Source organism: Pseudomonas capeferrum, from assembly GCF_000731675.1.
Taxonomy (GTDB): Bacteria; Pseudomonadota; Gammaproteobacteria; order Pseudomonadales; family Pseudomonadaceae; genus Aquipseudomonas; species Aquipseudomonas capeferrum.
This window is the reverse complement of record NZ_JMIT01000004.1, coordinates 256125-272459: the sequence shown is the minus strand read 5'-3', so window position 1 is coordinate 272459 and position 16335 is coordinate 256125. Positions and strand designations below refer to the sequence as shown.

The 16335-nt window shown below is 62.6% G+C and carries 14 protein-coding genes; 9 read left to right on the top strand and 5 right to left on the bottom strand.

The features are described 5' to 3' along the window. Nucleotides 1-4: 4 nt before the first annotated feature. The 4 genes from PC358_RS23340 (at nt 5) to lpxC (ending at nt 4427) form a co-directional block, all read left to right on the top strand. Nucleotides 5-874, top strand: coding sequence for a cell division protein FtsQ/DivIB (locus tag PC358_RS23340; RefSeq protein WP_033702831.1), 870 nt, complete (start codon nt 5-7; stop codon nt 872-874). Nucleotides 875-888: 14 nt separating this feature from the next. After that, nucleotides 889-2151, top strand: coding sequence for a cell division protein FtsA (gene ftsA, locus PC358_RS23335; RefSeq protein WP_033702830.1), 1263 nt, complete (start codon nt 889-891; stop codon nt 2149-2151). Nucleotides 2152-2206: 55 nt separating this feature from the next. Continuing rightward, entirely contained in the window at nt 2207-3403 is a 1197-nt protein-coding gene (gene ftsZ / locus PC358_RS23330; RefSeq protein WP_016488958.1) for a cell division protein FtsZ, read from the top strand. A 112-nt stretch (nt 3404-3515) separates the two neighbouring features. Continuing rightward, the gene (gene lpxC / locus PC358_RS23325; RefSeq protein ID WP_033702829.1) at nt 3516-4427 is read left to right on the top strand and encodes a UDP-3-O-acyl-N-acetylglucosamine deacetylase; all 912 of its coding nucleotides are present in this window, start codon (nt 3516-3518) and stop codon (nt 4425-4427) included. Between the two features lie 58 nt (nt 4428-4485). Here the strand turns inward: lpxC and PC358_RS23320 are convergent, their stop codons facing one another. After that, complete coding sequence (locus PC358_RS23320) at nt 4486-5388, bottom strand: hypothetical protein (protein WP_033702828.1); 903 nt, start codon at nt 5386-5388, stop codon at nt 4486-4488. A 70-nt stretch (nt 5389-5458) separates the two neighbouring features. Next, entirely contained in the window at nt 5459-5926 is a 468-nt protein-coding gene (locus PC358_RS23315) for a DUF721 domain-containing protein (protein WP_033702827.1), read from the bottom strand. A 314-nt stretch (nt 5927-6240) separates the two neighbouring features. Between PC358_RS23315 and secA the strand changes: the two genes are divergently transcribed. The 4 genes from secA to PC358_RS23290 all read left to right on the top strand — a co-directional run bounded on the left by secA (nt 6241) and on the right by PC358_RS23290 (nt 12002). Next, nucleotides 6241-8976, top strand: a complete 2736-nt coding sequence (gene secA / locus PC358_RS23305; RefSeq protein ID WP_033702825.1) for a preprotein translocase subunit SecA — start codon at nt 6241-6243, stop codon at nt 8974-8976. Nucleotides 8977-9158: 182 nt separating this feature from the next. Beyond that, the gene (argJ, locus tag PC358_RS23300) at nt 9159-10376 is read left to right on the top strand and encodes a bifunctional glutamate N-acetyltransferase/amino-acid acetyltransferase ArgJ (RefSeq protein ID WP_033702824.1); all 1218 of its coding nucleotides are present in this window, start codon (nt 9159-9161) and stop codon (nt 10374-10376) included. Between the two features lie 52 nt (nt 10377-10428). Further along, nucleotides 10429-11061: a glutathione S-transferase family protein gene (locus PC358_RS23295; protein ID WP_033702823.1), complete on the top strand. Its 633-nt coding sequence runs from the start codon at nt 10429-10431 to the stop codon at nt 11059-11061. Beyond that, nucleotides 11058-12002 carry a Nudix family hydrolase gene (locus PC358_RS23290; RefSeq protein ID WP_033702822.1) on the top strand — a complete coding sequence of 315 codons (945 nt, stop codon included), beginning with the start codon at nt 11058-11060 and terminating at the stop codon, nt 12000-12002. Before PC358_RS23295 ends, PC358_RS23290 begins: the two co-directional genes overlap by 4 nt. Nucleotides 12003-12108: 106 nt before the next feature. Here the strand turns inward: PC358_RS23290 and PC358_RS23285 are convergent, their stop codons facing one another. Genes PC358_RS23285 through PC358_RS23275 form a run of 3 tightly spaced genes read right to left on the bottom strand, consistent with a single transcriptional unit; the run spans nt 12109 to nt 15664 of the window. Continuing rightward, the gene (locus tag PC358_RS23285) at nt 12109-12675 is read right to left on the bottom strand and encodes a cob(I)yrinic acid a,c-diamide adenosyltransferase (RefSeq protein WP_033702821.1); all 567 of its coding nucleotides are present in this window, start codon (nt 12673-12675) and stop codon (nt 12109-12111) included. A gap of 1 nt (nt 12676) precedes the next feature. Beyond that, nucleotides 12677-14707 (bottom strand): sensor histidine kinase, encoded by a 2031-nt coding sequence (locus PC358_RS23280; RefSeq protein ID WP_033702820.1) that lies wholly within the window; start codon nt 14705-14707, stop codon nt 12677-12679. A gap of 39 nt (nt 14708-14746) precedes the next feature. Continuing rightward, complete coding sequence (locus tag PC358_RS23275; RefSeq protein ID WP_033702819.1) at nt 14747-15664, bottom strand: putative 2-dehydropantoate 2-reductase; 918 nt, start codon at nt 15662-15664, stop codon at nt 14747-14749. Between the two features lie 100 nt (nt 15665-15764). Here PC358_RS23275 and PC358_RS23270 point away from each other — a divergent pair, with 100 nt between their 5' ends. Then, a complete protein-coding gene (locus PC358_RS23270; RefSeq protein WP_033702818.1) occupies nt 15765-16250 on the top strand; it encodes a YajQ family cyclic di-GMP-binding protein in 486 nt (161 codons plus the stop codon). Nucleotides 16251-16335: the final 85 nt, after the last annotated feature.

The window sequence follows — 16335 nt, the reverse complement described above, 5'->3', positions numbered from 1 at the left end:
AGCCATGCAAGGCGCGATGTTACGTCATCAGCAACCCGCCACCGGCCGTAGCAAGCCGGTGCCGCGCGGTGCCAGCCGAATGGTGGCCAACGAGCCCATGTCGGCGCGCCTGCCCAAGGCCAACTTCAGTGGACTCAAGCGCCTGCTCTGGCCGGTGCTGCTGGTCGCGGCAGGCTTCGGCGCCTATGAAGGCGCCATTCGCCTGATGCCTTATGCCGACCGGCCGATCACCCGGATCGCCGTGCAGGGCGACCTCAGCTACATCAGCCAGCAGGCGGTGCAGCAGCGTATCGCCCCGTTCATGGCGGCGAGCTTCTTCAGCGTCGACCTGCCGGCGATGCGTGCGGAGCTCGAGCAGATGCCGTGGATCGCCCATGCCGAGGTCCGGCGCGTGTGGCCGGACGAGGTGGTGATCCGCCTGGAAGAACAGCTGCCAGTGGCGCGCTGGGGTGACGAGGCCTTGCTCAACAACCAGGGCCAGGCCTTCACCCCGCGCGAACTGGCCAACTATGAGCACCTGCCGCAGCTGTTCGGGCCGCAGCGTGCTCAGCAGCAAGTCATGCAGCAGTATCAGGTTTTGAGCCAGATGCTGCGCCCCATGGGCTTTTCCATCGCTCGCCTGGAGCTTCGCGAGCGCGGCAGCTGGTTCCTGACTACCGGTGCGGGCAGCACCGGCCCAGGCATCGAACTGCTACTGGGGCGCGACCATCTGGTGGAGAAGATGCGCCGTTTCATTGCCATTTACGACAAGACGCTTAAAGAGCAGATCACCAACATCGCCCGCATCGATCTGCGATACGCCAACGGACTTGCCGTTGGTTGGCGGGAACCGATTGCACCGACGACGGCCCAACCCGCCGTTGCGAAGAATTAGAGAGAGGCAGGACCATGGCAAACGCGCATAGCGGCAAAATGATCGTCGGGCTGGACATTGGCACCTCCAAGGTGGTGGCGCTGGTGGGCGAAGTGGGCGAAGACGGCACCCTGGAGATTGTCGGGATCGGCACCCATCCGTCCCGCGGCCTGAAAAAAGGCGTGGTGGTGAACATCGAGTCGACCGTGCAGTCGATCCAGCGCGCGGTGGAAGAAGCGCAGCTGATGGCCGGCTGCCGTATCCACTCGGCGTTCGTCGGCGTAGCAGGCAACCACATTCGCAGCCTGAACTCCCACGGCATTGTCGCCATCCGCGACCGTGAGGTCAGTGTTGCCGACCTCGAGCGCGTGCTCGACGCTGCCCAGGCCGTGGCCATTCCAGCTGACCAGCGCGTACTGCACACCCTGCCGCAGGACTACGTCATCGACAACCAGGAAGGCGTGCGCGAGCCACTGGGCATGTCCGGCGTGCGCCTGGAAGCCAAGGTCCACGTGGTCACCTGTGCGGTCAACGCGGCGCAGAACATCGAGAAGTGTGTGCGCCGTTGCGGCCTGGAAATCGACGACATCATCCTCGAGCAACTGGCGTCGGCCTACTCGGTACTGACCGACGACGAAAAAGAGCTCGGCGTGTGCCTGGTGGACATCGGCGGTGGCACCACCGATATCGCCATCTTCACCGAAGGTGCGATCCGTCACACCGCAGTCATCCCGATTGCCGGCGACCAGGTCACTAACGACATCGCCATGGCCCTGCGTACACCGACCCAGTACGCCGAGGAAATCAAGATCCGCTACGCCTGCGCCCTGGCCAAGCTTGCCGGCGCCGGCGAAACCATCAAGGTGCCGAGCGTGGGTGACCGGCCACCGCGCGAGCTGTCGCGCCAGGCCCTGGCCGAGGTGGTGGAGCCGCGTTACGACGAGCTCTTCACCCTGATCCAGGCCGAACTGCGCCGCAGCGGCTACGAGGATTTGGTGCCGGCCGGCATCGTCCTCACCGGCGGCACCGCGAAAATGGAAGGCGCCGTGGAACTGGCCGAAGAAATCTTCCACATGCCGGTACGCCTGGGCGTACCGCATAGCGTTCGGGGGCTGAGCGACGTGGTACGCAACCCGATCTATTCCACCGGCGTGGGCCTGCTCACCTACGGCCTGCTCAAGCAGTCCGAGGACTTGATCCTGACCGGTAACAGCAACAGCAGCAGCAACAGCTATGGCGATGAACCGAAGGCTCCAGTGCTTGAGCGATTCAAGCGCTGGGTCCAGGGCAATTTCTAAGTTTCAAAGCAGTAGTGGTAGGCGCGACAACTAGAGAACTGTAAGGAGAGGGAAAATGTTCGAGCTCGTAGACAACGTCCCGCAAAGTCCGGTCATCAAGGTGATCGGCGTAGGTGGTGGTGGTGGCAACGCCGTCAACCACATGGTCAAGAGCAGCATCGAAGGCGTGGAATTCATCTGCGCCAACACCGATGCCCAGGCGCTGAAAAGCATTGGCGCGCGCACCATCCTGCAATTGGGCACTGGCGTGACCAAAGGCCTGGGTGCGGGTGCCAATCCGGAAGTCGGCCGTCAGGCCGCGCTGGAAGACCGTGAGCGCATTGCCGAGGTGCTGCAGGGCACCAACATGGTGTTCATCACCACCGGCATGGGTGGCGGTACCGGTACCGGTGCAGCCCCGATCATCGCCGAAGTGGCGAAGGAAATGGGCATCCTCACCGTTGCCGTGGTGACCCGTCCGTTCCCGTTCGAAGGCCGCAAACGTATGCAGATCGCCGATGAAGGCATCCGCATGCTGGCCGAGAGCGTCGACTCGCTGATCACCATCCCCAACGAGAAGCTGCTGACCATCCTGGGCAAGGATGCCAGCCTGCTGTCCGCCTTCGCCAAGGCTGACGACGTACTGGCCGGTGCCGTGCGCGGTATTTCCGACATCATCAAGCGCCCTGGCATGATCAACGTCGACTTCGCCGACGTGCGCACCGTGATGGGCGAGATGGGCATGGCCATGATGGGTACTGGCTGCGCCAGCGGCCCGAACCGTGCGCGTGAAGCGACCGAGGCGGCGATCCGCAACCCGTTGCTGGAAGACGTCAACCTGCAGGGCGCCCGTGGCATCCTGGTGAACATCACCGCCGGCCCTGACCTGTCGCTGGGTGAGTACTCCGACGTGGGTAGCATCATCGAAGCCTTCGCCTCCGACCACGCGATGGTCAAGGTTGGCACCGTGATCGATCCGGACATGCGCGATGAGCTGCACGTGACCGTGGTCGCCACTGGCCTGGGCGCGCGCATCGAGAAGCCGGTCAAGGTAGTGGACAACACCCTGCAGACCGCTCAGCAGGCGTACGAAGCGTCTAACCCGGCACCGGTTCGCCAGGAGCAGCCTGCGGTCAACTACCGTGACCTGGAGCGCCCGACTGTCATGCGCAACCAGGCCCATGCAGGTGCCGCTGCGGCAGCTAAACTGAACCCTCAGGATGACCTGGACTACCTCGATATCCCGGCTTTCCTGCGTCGTCAGGCTGATTAATGGAATTTATCAGGGGTATAAAGGTGATTGGTATTCAGCAAAGGTTGGGTCTGTTATCATCCTCAGCCTTTGTTGATACCTGTTCGCAATTTGCGCTGAAGCGGCCAATGCCATGATTAAACAACGCACCCTGAAGAATACCATCCGTGCCACAGGTGTCGGCCTGCACTCCGGGGAGAAGGTATACCTGACCCTGAAGCCTGCACCTGTTGACACCGGCATCGTCTTCCGCCGCGCCGATCTCGACCCTGTGGTCGAAATCCCGGCGCGCGCGGCCAACGTCGGCGAGACAACCATGTCGACGACGCTGGTCAACGGTGACGTCAAGGTCGATACGGTCGAGCACCTGCTCTCTGCCATGGCGGGCCTGGGCATCGATAACGCCTACGTCGAGCTCTCCGCCTCGGAAGTGCCGATCATGGATGGCAGCGCCGGACCCTTTGTATTCCTGATTCAGTCTGCCGGCCTGGAAGAACAGGACGCACCCAAACAGTTCATCCGCATCCTGCGCGAAGTGACAGTGGAGGAGGGCGACAAGCGCGCCACCTTCCTGCCTTTCGAAGGGTTCAAGGTGAGCTTCGAGATCGACTTCGATCACCCGGTCGTCAGCGGCCGGACCCAGAGCGCCAGTGTGGATTTCTCCAGCACGTCGTTCGTGAAAGAAGTCAGCCGTGCCCGCACCTTCGGTTTCATGCGGGACATCGAGTACCTGCGCAAGCATAACCTTGCGTTGGGCGGCAGTGTCGAAAACGCCATCGTGGTAGATGAGACTGGCGTGTTGAACGAAGACGGCCTTCGTTATGAAGACGAATTCGTCAAGCACAAGATTCTCGACGCCATTGGCGACCTCTACCTGCTGGGCAACAGCCTGATTGGCGAGTTCAAGGGCTACAAGTCCGGGCACGCGCTGAACAACCAGCTGCTGCGCAAGCTCATTGCTGAAACCGATGCCTGGGAAGTGGTCACTTTCGAAGATGCCAGCACGGCACCGATCTCGTACATGCGTCCTGTTGCGGCCGTGTAAGTTCGAACACTCTCTAGTTCATTAAGGCCACCTTCGGGTGGCCTTTTTTATACCTGCTTTACAGGCGCTGCAGCGTGAAAAAGTCGAGGAAAGAGTAATCGCTGTACGTTAGTTCGATACGGGAAACCGCTTGGCTTTCGTTCTCCGCTTGGTATTCAACCCATTGATCGCGCCCTGCGCTTGCATAAATTGTTCTGCTGTCCAGCGTGGCGCCCGACTGGTCCAGGTACTGGACCGTTGCGTCTTTTTGAAGCCAGGTCCAGGCGAAACGGATTGAGGTGAACTCACCTGGCAGATCAATGCTTAGGTTCTGGCGCATGTCTTTGCCGATGCTCAAGCCCAGCGCTTGTTTTTCGCGCATGCCAGGTTCGTCGGAATTGTATCTGTAGATGCCCGCCGGCCCTGAACTGTTGGGTTGCAATGTGACGAGCATGGTCTTGAGTGCCAACTGCCCGCCGGGTTGAATCAATTGTTGCGGCAGGTCGTTGAAGTCTTCCTCGAACCGGGAGGGGTAGATGCGAATGTCATCGATGGCCAGGTTGCCCCTGGCATGCGAAGGGTCGCCAATTCGCTCCCTTACTTCAAGCTTCAGCGTCTCGACGGCTTGGGACGCCTTGAAACGCCAGTGCAGCGTAATCCACTCGGAAGTAGTGACTTCGATGGGGGCAGCGATCTGCTCATCACCCAGTTTCCAGGTGAGCACAGGCACAGCCTGGTTTGCCCATTGCTGCCGTGTGCGCAGGGAGAGGCAATATTCACGGTCGGGTTCCAGCCCTTGCAGTTCTTTGAATAGAACGGGGCCGTGTGGAAAAGAAATAGCGGGGGCAAAGGCTACGAAGTGGTTGCCATCTTCTTCTTGGTAAATACCGAGGGTGGCGCCGTTGGAGTCCGCTTTCCAGTCACCCCAGGGGTCGGTTGAGGGTGACTCGAACGTGGCAAGGTGAAAATAGTCTGCATTCATGCTGGTCTCTCCTGGGGGGTGATCAGGCGAGCGTATTGCACCCCGTGGAGACGGCAAACTGGCAAAAATATCAGGTGCGCGAAGGTGCTTTGCTAGGTCCATGCGACGCCAGGCGCTCTAGCGCGGCGCGCAGCTTGGGGTCGGTAATCCCCTCGGCGGTATCGCGAAGGCTTTCGGCGGCATTGCTCGACAGCTCGGTGGCATGCCCGCCACGCTTGGTGGGCACCAGCGGCGGTTGCACCTTGTACAGGATGCGCCGCAGGTTGCCGAACGCTTCCATGGCTTGCAACTCCCGCATCAGGCGTTTCTGCTGATAGCGCAGGCGGGTGGCCCAATGGCCGTCCGTCACCACCAGCAACAAGGTACCGTCACGCCAGGAGGCAACGTGGCAATGCTCGCGGGCGGCCGGCTGCAGCTGGCTTTCCAGCAGGCGCTGCAGGTGTTCCAGGCGTTCGGCCTGGTTCAACAGCAGGCGCAGCGGACGGACCTGGCGCAACAGTGCCGAGGGAAGCTGGGCGGGGGAGGGTTTATAGGCCATGCGGGTACGTATGAAGTTACAAGATCGGCAGTCTAACAGATGCGGGGTTATCGATTGCCTGCGCTGGCCGCTTCGCCGATAAACACCGGATACGAGCTATTCTCGATACGTTTCATCTTTCTCAGCCTTGAACTCAGGGAAAATGCCCCTATCTAAGAAACGCCCCTGCCAAAACGCTGTACCAGCATCGTGGAAATCCACCACTTTCCTCACCATCGTTTCCGGGTAGAATGCTCGTTCGCATGCGGCCTTAGGGCTGCACGGGCGACTCATGGGGCCGCCCTCCATCCCTACGTGTGGAAGATCCTGCCGATATGTTTGCGCCTTTGTTAAAGAAACTTTTTGGAAGCAAGAATGAGCGTGAAGTCAAACGCATGCTCAAGACGGTGACTATCGTCAATGCCTTCGAAGAGAAGATGGTGGCCCTCTCCGATGAGCAACTGCGGGGCAAGACCGCAGAGTTCAAGGAACGCTTGGCCAAAGGCGAGACACTGGACCAACTGCTGCCCGAAGCCTTCGCCGTGGCCCGTGAGGCCGGCAAGCGTGTGATGGGCATGCGCCACTTCGACGTGCAGCTGATCGGCGGCATGACCCTGCACGAGGGCATGATCGCAGAAATGCGCACCGGTGAAGGCAAGACCTTGGTCGGTACCTTGGCCGTCTACCTCAACGCATTGTCCGGCAAGGGCGTGCACGTGGTGACCGTCAACGACTACCTGGCCCGCCGTGACGCCAACTGGATGCGCCCCTTGTACGAGTTCCTCGGTCTGTCCGTGGGCATCGTCTCGGCTTTCCAGCCGCCGGAAGAAAAGCGCGCTGCCTACGCCTCCGACATCACCTACGGCACCAACAACGAATTCGGTTTCGACTACCTGCGCGACAACATGGCGTTCAGCCAGGAAGAGAAGTTCCAGCGTGAACTCAACTTCTCGGTCATCGATGAAGTCGACTCGATCCTCATCGACGAAGCCCGTACCCCGCTGATCATTTCCGGGCAGGCCGAAGACAGCTCCAAGCTGTACATCGAGATCAACCGTCTGATCCCGCGTCTGACCCAGCACATCGAGGAAGTCGAGGGCCAGGTCACCCAGGAAGGCCACTTCTCCATCGACGAGAAGAGCCGCCAGGTCGAGCTCAACGAAGCGGGTCACCAGTTCATCGAAGAGATGCTCACCCAGGCCGGCCTGCTGGCCGAGGGCGAGAGCCTATACTCGGCACACAACCTGGGCCTGCTGACCCACGTCTACGCTGGCCTGCGCGCGCACAAGCTGTTCCACCGCAACGTCGAATACATCGTCCAGGACGGCCAGGTCCTGCTGATCGACGAGCACACCGGCCGTACCATGCCCGGTCGTCGTCTGTCCGAAGGCCTGCACCAGGCCATCGAAGCGAAAGAGAACCTGAACATTCAGGCCGAGAGCCAGACCCTGGCTTCGACCACCTTCCAGAACTACTTCCGCCTCTACACCAAGCTGTCCGGCATGACCGGTACCGCCGACACCGAAGCGTTCGAGTTCCAGTCGATCTACGGCCTCAACGTGATGGTGATCCCGCCGAACAAGCCGCTGGCGCGCAAGGACTTCAACGACCTGGTGTACCTGACCGCCGACGAGAAATACGCCGCGATCATCGCCGACATCAAAGAAAGCATGACCCTGGGTCGCCCGGTGCTGGTGGGTACCGCGACCATTGAAACTTCCGAGCACATGTCGAACCTGCTGCTCAAGGAAGGTATCGAGCACAAGGTACTGAACGCCAAGTACCACGAGAAGGAAGCCGAGATCATCGCCCAGGCGGGTGCTCCGGGCGCGTTGACCATCGCCACCAACATGGCTGGCCGTGGTACCGACATCCTGCTGGGCGGTAACTGGGAAGCCGAAGTGGCTGCCTTGGACAGCCCGACCGCCGAACAGATCGCGCAGATCAAGGCCGACTGGCAGAAGCGCCACCAGCAGGTCATCGAGTCGGGTGGCCTGCATGTGATTGCCTCCGAGCGTCACGAGTCGCGCCGTATCGACAACCAGCTGCGTGGCCGTTCCGGCCGTCAGGGTGACCCGGGTTCCAGCCGCTTCTACCTGTCGCTCGAAGACAGCCTGATGCGTATCTTCGCCTCCGATCGGGTGAAGAACTTCATGAAGGCACTGGGCATGCAGTCCGGCGAGGCGATCGAGCACCGCATGGTCACCAACGCCATCGAGAAAGCCCAGCGCAAGGTCGAAGGCCGCAACTTCGACATCCGCAAGCAGCTGCTCGAATACGACGACGTGGCCAACGAGCAGCGCAAGGTGATCTACCACATGCGCAACAGCTTGCTGGCGGCCGAGAACATTGGCGATACCATCGCCGAATTCCGCAAGGAAGTGCTGGACGCTACCATCAGCCAGCACATCCCGCCGCAATCGCTGCCCGAGCAGTGGGACGTGGCCGGCCTGGAAGCCTCGCTGGCGAGCGATTTCGCCATGAAGCTGCCGATCCAGCAATGGCTCGACGAGGACGATCACCTCTACGAAGAGACCCTGCGCGAGAAGCTGCTGAGCGAGATCACCAGCGCCTACACCGAGAAGGAAGACCAGGCCGGCATCGACGCCCTGCGTACCTTCGAGAAGCAGATTCTGCTGCGTGTGCTGGACGACCTGTGGAAAGACCACCTGTCGACCATGGACCACCTGCGCCACGGCATTCACCTGCGCGGTTATGCGCAGAAGAACCCGAAGCAGGAGTACAAGCGCGAGTCGTTCACGCTGTTCCAGGAGCTGCTCGAGTCGATCAAGCGCGACACCATCCGCGTGCTGTCGCACGTTCAGGTGCGCCGCGAAGACCCGATCGAAGAAGAAGCCCGCCTGCGCCGCGAGGCCGAAGAACTGGCCAGCCGCATGCAGTTCCAGCATGCCCCTGCGCCAGGCCTTGAAAGCGAGCAGCTGAGTGAAGAGGGCGCCGAAGTGGCCGTGGCCACGGCACCGGTGCGCAACGACCAGAAGCTGGGCCGCAACGAGCCATGCTGGTGCGGTTCGGGCAAGAAGTTCAAGCATTGCCATGGGCAGATCGAGTGATCTGATCTGACTCTTGTAAAAGCCTGGGGCCGCTTTGCGGCCCTTTCGCGACACAAGGCCGCTCCTACAGGTACCGCGCTCGTCTACGGATTGGCGCGGCCTCTGTAGGAGCGGCCTTGTGTCGCGATGGGGCGCAAAGCGCCCGTTTTTCGACATTAACCGTTTTATCTAGGAGCGCTCTAATGGCTGTTGGTCTTGGTCCTTTGCCCACCCTGCACCCGGTTCCGGGTTTTGAACTCGGCATCGCTTCTGCCGGCATCAAGCGCCCTGGGCGCAAGGATGTGGTGGTCATGCGCTGTGCCGAAGGCTCCAGCGTCGCTGGCGTGTTCACCCTCAACGCCTTTTGCGCCGCTCCGGTTATCCTCTCCAAGCAGCGCGTTCAGGGCACTGTGCGTTACCTGCTGACCAACACCGGCAACGCCAACGCCGGTACCGGTGCACCTGGCCTGGCCGCTGCCGAGCGCACCTGCGCCAAGCTCGCCGAGCTGACCGGCGTGCCGGCCGAGTCGGTACTGCCATTTTCCACCGGTGTGATCGGCGAGCCGCTACCAGTCGAGAAGATCGAAGGCGCCCTGCAGGCCGCCCTGGACGACCTGTCGGAAAACAACTGGGCTGAAGCCGCCACCGGCATCATGACCACCGACACCCTGCCCAAGGGTGCCAGCCGCCAGTTCCAGCACGATGGCGTGACCGTCACCGTTACCGGCATCAGCAAAGGCGCCGGCATGATCCGCCCGAACATGGCCACCATGCTCGGCTACATCGCCACCGACGCCAAGGTCGCACCCCAAGTGCTCAAGGACCTGATGCTCGATGGCGCCAACAAGTCGTTCAACCGCATCACCATCGATGGCGACACCTCGACCAACGACTGCTGCATGCTGATCGCCACCGGCAAGGCCAACCTGCCGGAAGTCACCGAAGCCAGCGGTGCGCTGTTCGAAGCCCTGAAAAAGGCCGTATTCGAAGTGTGCATGGACGTGGCCCAGGCCATCGTCCGTGACGGCGAAGGCGCCACCAAGTTCGTCACCGTGCAGGTCAACGGCGGGGGTAACCATCAGGAATGCCTGGACGTCGGTTACGCCGTGGCTCACTCGCCGCTGATCAAGACCGCGCTGTTCGCCTCCGACCCCAACTGGGGCCGCATCCTGGCGGCCGTTGGCCGTGCCGGCGTGCCGGCGCTGGATGTCAGCCTGATCGACGTCTACCTGGACAACGTCTGCATCGCCAGCCAGGGCGGCCGTAGCCCTAGCTATACCGAGGCACAGGGTTCGGCGGTAATGGCCCAGGAAGAGATCACCATCCGCATCGAGCTGGGCCGCGGTGCGTGTAGCGAAACCATCTGGACCACCGACCTGTCCCACGAGTACGTGAAGATCAACGCCGAATACCGCACCTGATGCATGTGGGGCCGCATGCGGCCCCATAACCCCAGACAAATGGAGCCGAACCATGAGCTACCACCTGATCATCGGCGACAAGTTGCATTCCTCCTGGTCGCTACGCGGCGCCCTGGCCCTTGAGCTGGCTGGCGTTGCCTACGAAGAAACCCTGATCAAACTCAACCAGCCCGACACCCGCCAACGCCTGCTCGCTTACTCGGCCACCGGCAAGGTGCCATTGCTCAAGACCGAGCACGGTGTGATCGCCGACTCGCTGGCTATCGCCGAATACCTCAACGAACGCCACCCAGAGGCCCAGCTGTGGCCTGCCGATGTCGCTGCCCGTGCTCAGGCCCGTTCGGCCTGCGCGCAGATGCACAGTGGCTTCTTCGCCCTGCGCGGGGCGATGCCGTTCGACCTGGCCCGTGATGAAGCCCTGGAGAACGTGCCGCTGGACGTGCAGGTCGATATCGACCGTATCGTCGCGCTGTGGTCCGAGTGCCGCTTGGTTGCCAAAGACAGTGGGCCGTTCCTGTTCGGCAAGCCGACCTTGGCCGACGCCTACTTCGCCCCGGTGGCTGTGCGCTTGCGCACCTACCGCGTTGAGGTGCCTGCAGAGGCGGCAACGTACATCGAGACCATTTACCAGTGGCCGGCCTTCAAGGCTTGGCAACAGGCTGGCCTGGCGGAGCGCGCAGGGTGAAACGTATTCATGTAGTGGCCGCAGTGATCCGCGGCGCCGATGGCCGCATTCTTATCGCGCGACGAGCTGATACCCAGCACCAGGGCGGCCTTTGGGAATTCCCGGGCGGCAAGGTGGAAGAGGGCGAGAGCGTCGAAGCGGCGCTGGCCCGCGAGCTTCGTGAGGAGCTGGGTATCGAAGTGACCCGTTCACGGGCGCTGATCAAGGTCAGCCACGATTACCCGGACAAGCAGGTGTTGCTGGATGTTCGCGAGGTCGAGGCATTCACCGGCGAGCCCCATGGTGCCGAGGGCCAGCCGTTGGCCTGGGTAACACCCCGCGAACTGCCGCAGTACGACTTCCCCGAGGCCAACAAGCCGATTGTCGCCGCCGCGCGCCTGCCGGACCAGTATCTGATCACCCCCGATGGCCTTGAAGTGCCTGAGATGCTCAAGGGCATCCAGAAGGCGGTCGCCAGCGGCATACGCCTGATTCAGTTGCGCGCGCCGGACATGTACGACCCCAAGTACCGCGACGTGGCGGTGGATGCGGTTGGCTTGTGTGGCGGCAAGGCCCAACTGATGCTCAAGGGGCCGCTGGAGTGGCTGGGCGATTTCCCGTCTGCGGGTTGGCACCTGACGGCCGCACAGCTGCGCAAGTATGCGGCCAAGGGGCGGCCATTCCCTGAGCACCGTTGGTTGGCGGCGTCCTGCCACAGTGCAGAAGAGCTGGCCCTGGCGGAACAGATGGGGGTCGACTTCGTCACCCTGTCACCGGTGCAGGCGACGCAGACGCACCCTGAGGCCGTGCCGCTGGGCTGGGATGAGGCGCAACGGTTGATTGCGGGCTTCAGCCGGCCGGTGTTCTTGCTGGGTGGTGTCGGGCCGGGTGAGCGTGAGCGCGCTTGGGAATTCGGCGCGCAAGGCGTTGCCGGGATTCGGGCGTTCTGGCCTGAGATTTGAGTCGCCAGTACTGGGGCCGCTTTGCGGCCCATTCGCGGGGCAAGCCCGCTCCCACACGAGGATCGCGCAGTACCTGTGGGAGTGGGCTTGCCCTGCCCTGGCGCTCTCAGCCTTGAGGCTTTTCTGCGGGTTGCCACAGCACCTCGGCAACCCCCTGCCGGCGGCCAATGATCCGCGCTGCCACGAACAATAGATCCGACAGCCGATTGATATACGCCAACCCCACCCCCTCCAGTGGTTCCACTGCGTTCAACTGCTGGCAGCGGCGCTCTGCGCTGCGCGCCAGGCAACGGCACACATGCGCCTGCGCCACCAAGGCCGAGCCACTGGGCAGGATGAAGTTCTTCAGCGGCCCCAGCTCCTCGTTCCATACATCGATTGCCGCTTCCAGCCGCTGCACTTCGGCCAGGTTCAAGGCTTGGTAACTGGGCATCGCCAGTTCGCCACCGAGGTCGAACAAGCGGTGCTGACAAGGCGCCAGTACCTCGCTGACCTCAGCCAGCCCTTGCTCATTTAGCCCTGCCAGCAGCAGCCCCAGCTGGCTGTTGAGGCTGTCCACCTCGCCAATCGCTTCAATGCGTGGGTGGTCCTTGGGCACCCGACGGCCGTCGCCCAGGCCGGTTTCGCCCTGGTCGCCAGTGCGGGTGTAGATCTTCGACAGGCGGTAGCCCATGTCATGCCTCCGTGGTGTTCGGTGCCGTCGCTGCCGGCTGGCCGAGGGGCAGGCGCAGGGTGAAGCACGTGCCCTGGCCGGGCGTGGACTGCACCTCCATCTGCCCCTTGTGGTTGTTGGTGATGATGAAATACGAGACCGAAAGGCCCAGGCCGGTGCCCTGGCCGATCTCCTTGGTGGTGAAAAACGGCTCGAAGGTGCGCTTGCGCACGGCTTCGGGCATGCCCACGCCGTTGTCCTCGACTTGGATTTCGGCCCAGGGCGGGTTGAGCCGGGTGCGCAGGGTGATGCGCCCAGGCTCGCTGGGTTGCGGGCGCAGGTGAATGGCCTGGGCAGCGTTTTTCAGCAGGTTGAGCAGCACCTGTTCCAGCTCGTTGGCGGTGCACGGCACCGGCCCGAGGTGTGGGTCGAACTGGCGCACGATGGCCTGGCCCTTGAAGTCGAAACCGATGGCCAGGTCGAAGTCGTTGCTGGCGATCTCCAAGGCCTGGTCGATCAGTGCCGGCAGGTCGCAAGGTGCCAGCTGGCGATTGCTGCGGCGGCTGAAACTGAGCATGTGGGTGACGATCTTGGCGGCCCGCGCACCGGCCTGCTGAATCCCGTCGAGCAGCTGCGGTACTTCGCGGCTGTCCAGGTAGCGGTTGACGGTGGGCAGGTCGATGCCCAGCTCTTCGGCCTGCTCCTGGTTGCGCGGTAACTCCGGTGACAGGCGCCGACGGATATTCTGCACATTATGCAAAATGGCCCCCAGCGGGTTGTTGATCTCGTGGGCCATGCCGGCGGCCAAGCCACCTACCGAGAGCATTTTCTCTGACTGCACCATCATCTCTTCCAGGGACAGGCGCTGGGTGATGTCGTCGATCCGGATCACCACCCCGCGGCCGCCACCGCCCATCAGTGGATAGAAGGTCAGGGCGTAGTGGCGCAGTTCATCGCCCTTGGGCCAGGTGACGCGCTCGATTTTCGCCACCCGGTGTTTTTCCACGGTTTCCTTGAGCTGCGGCAAGAACGGCTTGAGCGGCTCGAAGGCGATGAAGATCGGCTGGTTCAGGGCCTCGTCCAGCGGCGTCCCGGAGAGCACGGTCGCCTCGTGGTTCCACTGGGTGACGTAGAGCTGCTCGTCGAGGGCGATCAGGGCCGAGGGCATGGAGTCGATGATGCTGTTGAGGTAATTCTGAAAGCCTGTGAGCTTTTTCTCGATCTTGCTGCGCACCTGGACTTCCAGCTCCAGCTTGCGGTTGGTGTGACGCGTTTCTTCGGCCAGGCCCTGGGCTTGGTCATAGGCGGTCTGGAATTCATCGCGGGTGCGCTTGAGCTGCTGCTCGCGGGCTTCGATGCGCGAGAGCATGGTATTGAACGCCTCGGCCAGGCTGCCGATTTCGTCGTCGTTGCCGCGCCGGGCACGCAGGGCGTAGCTCTCTTCGCGGGTGACCTGGCGGCTGAGTTCTTCGAGCTGGTTGATCGGCTGGGTGATCAAGCGCTTGATTTGCCGGGCCACGACGATCCACAGCAGGATACTGAACACCAGGATGCCCAGGCTGGCGCTGAGCGTGCCGGTGTAGAAGGCGGTGGGCAGTTCGCTGCTGGCCACCAGTAGCAGGTGTGCGGGTGGGTTGGCGTCGCGCGGGATACGTATCAGCTGCGTGCTGCGAAACTCCATCAGGCGCCAGCCGTCGATGTCGCGAAAGCGCCTGGGCAGTGCCAACGGTTCGCCGTGCTGGAGTTGTGCCAGCATGCGGCCATCGCCGCCGTACACCGCCGCCGCGCGTAATGGCGTGTAGCTGTCCAGCTCTTTGAGCAGGGCGCTGGCGGTTTCCGGGGTGTCGCCTGCCCGGGTCGCCAGCTGTGGGTTGGACACCAGCCGGCCGATGGTCTGCAGGGCCTGCGGCGCCATGCTTTCCTGGGTGATCCAGTAGGCGGCGCTGATGAAGGTCAGGTTGGCCACCAGCAGAATGGTCACCAACAGCACCAGCAGGGCCGCCAGCAGCTTTTGCCCGACCGGGAGGTTTTCCAGGCGTTGGCGCAGGGTCATGGGCAAGGCAATGTCCGTCTCCGGTTGAAAGGGCCAGCGTCAGGCGCTGGGTAAGCCACGTGCCTGCAGGTTATCGACCAGGCGCCGGTGCAGGCGTTCCAGCTGCGGTAGCTGCAGGCCATGGCGATCGGCAGCGCGGCAGGCGTGGCCGAGCAGGTAATGGACCTCGGTTCGCCGCCCGGCTCGCACGTCCTGATACATGGAAGAGTAGTTGGCGGCGGTGGCGAGGATCACCCGTTGCACTTCTTCGTCCAGGTCCTCGGCAGCCTGGGGTTGGCCACAGCGACGCAGCAGTTCGGCCAGCTCGTCGCACAGGGCAGTCACTTCGCCCAGGTGCTCCAGCAGGCCGCCGTTGCGGCACTCGTGCAGCACCGTCAGCGGGTTGATCGCGCAATTGAGCGCCAGCTTGCGCCACAGGCGGGTGAGGATATCCACGGTCCATTCGGCCGGGATGCCGGCGTCGTGCAGGTCATCGAACCATTCCGGGAGCGCCGGCGTCAGCGGGTCACCCAGCCAGTTGAAGCCATGGCCGGCGAAGCGCACTTGCCAGTCGTCCTCGCGAAAAGCCCCTTCGGTACTGGAGGCGAAGATGCAACGGGCATGGGGGACCTGGTCGGCGACTTCGTCCTGGCTGCCGAGGCCGTTCTGCAGCAGCACCAGCTCGGCGCCGTCGGCCAGCCTGGGGGCCAGGCGCGCGATGGCCGGTGCGGCGTCATACGCCTTGCAGGCCACCAGCAGCCGGTGGATCGGGCCGTCGCCCTCGGCGGTTTCGGCGGGGATCGCGTAGTGGTTGGCGGTGTCCTGTTCGTGCAACGTCAGGCCGCCTACCTGCTGATAGGCCTGCAGTCGTTGCGCGTCGCGCAGGATCAAGCGTACCGCCTTGCCCGCGCGCGCCAGGCGGCAAGCCCAGAGGCTGCCCAGGCTACCCGCGCCGAGAATATGCCAGGTGCTGCTCATATGCGTTTCGCAACCCGTTATAATGAGTCCGCATTTTAACCGTCTAACTCAGCGTGCTCCATCTTCAGGCCGAGCGCGCTTTTATTTTTGGAGAAAAACCATGCCTTCGTTCGACGTGGTATCGGAACTGGACAAGCACGAAGTGCAGAACGCTGTAGACAACGCCGTCAAGGAACTCGACCGCCGTTATGACCTCAAGGGCAAGGGCAACTTCGAGTTCAAGGACAAGGACCAGACCGTGCTGCTGACCGCCGAAGCCGAATTCCAGCTCGAGGCGATGATCGAGATCCTGCGCGGTGCGCTGGTCAAGCGCAAGATCGACGTCAAATGCCTGGAAACCAAGGACGCCTACCCGTCCGGCAAGGAAATGAAACAGGAAGCCAAATTCCGCGAGGGCATCGACAAGGAGCTGGCGAAGAAGATCGTCGCTCACATCAAGGATGCCAAGCTCAAGGTTCAGGCCGCCATCCAGGGTGAGCAGGTGCGTGTCACCGGCAAGAAGCGTGACGACCTGCAAGAGGCGATCGCCGCCCTGCGCGCCAAGGAATTCGACATGCCGCTGCAGTTCAACAACTTCCGCGATTGATCGGGGCGTTGCCAGGAACCTCGATGGCGCAATGATGTCCATGGGGGCCGTGGCCGCGGAAATGCCCGCGGCCAGTTTTACCGTG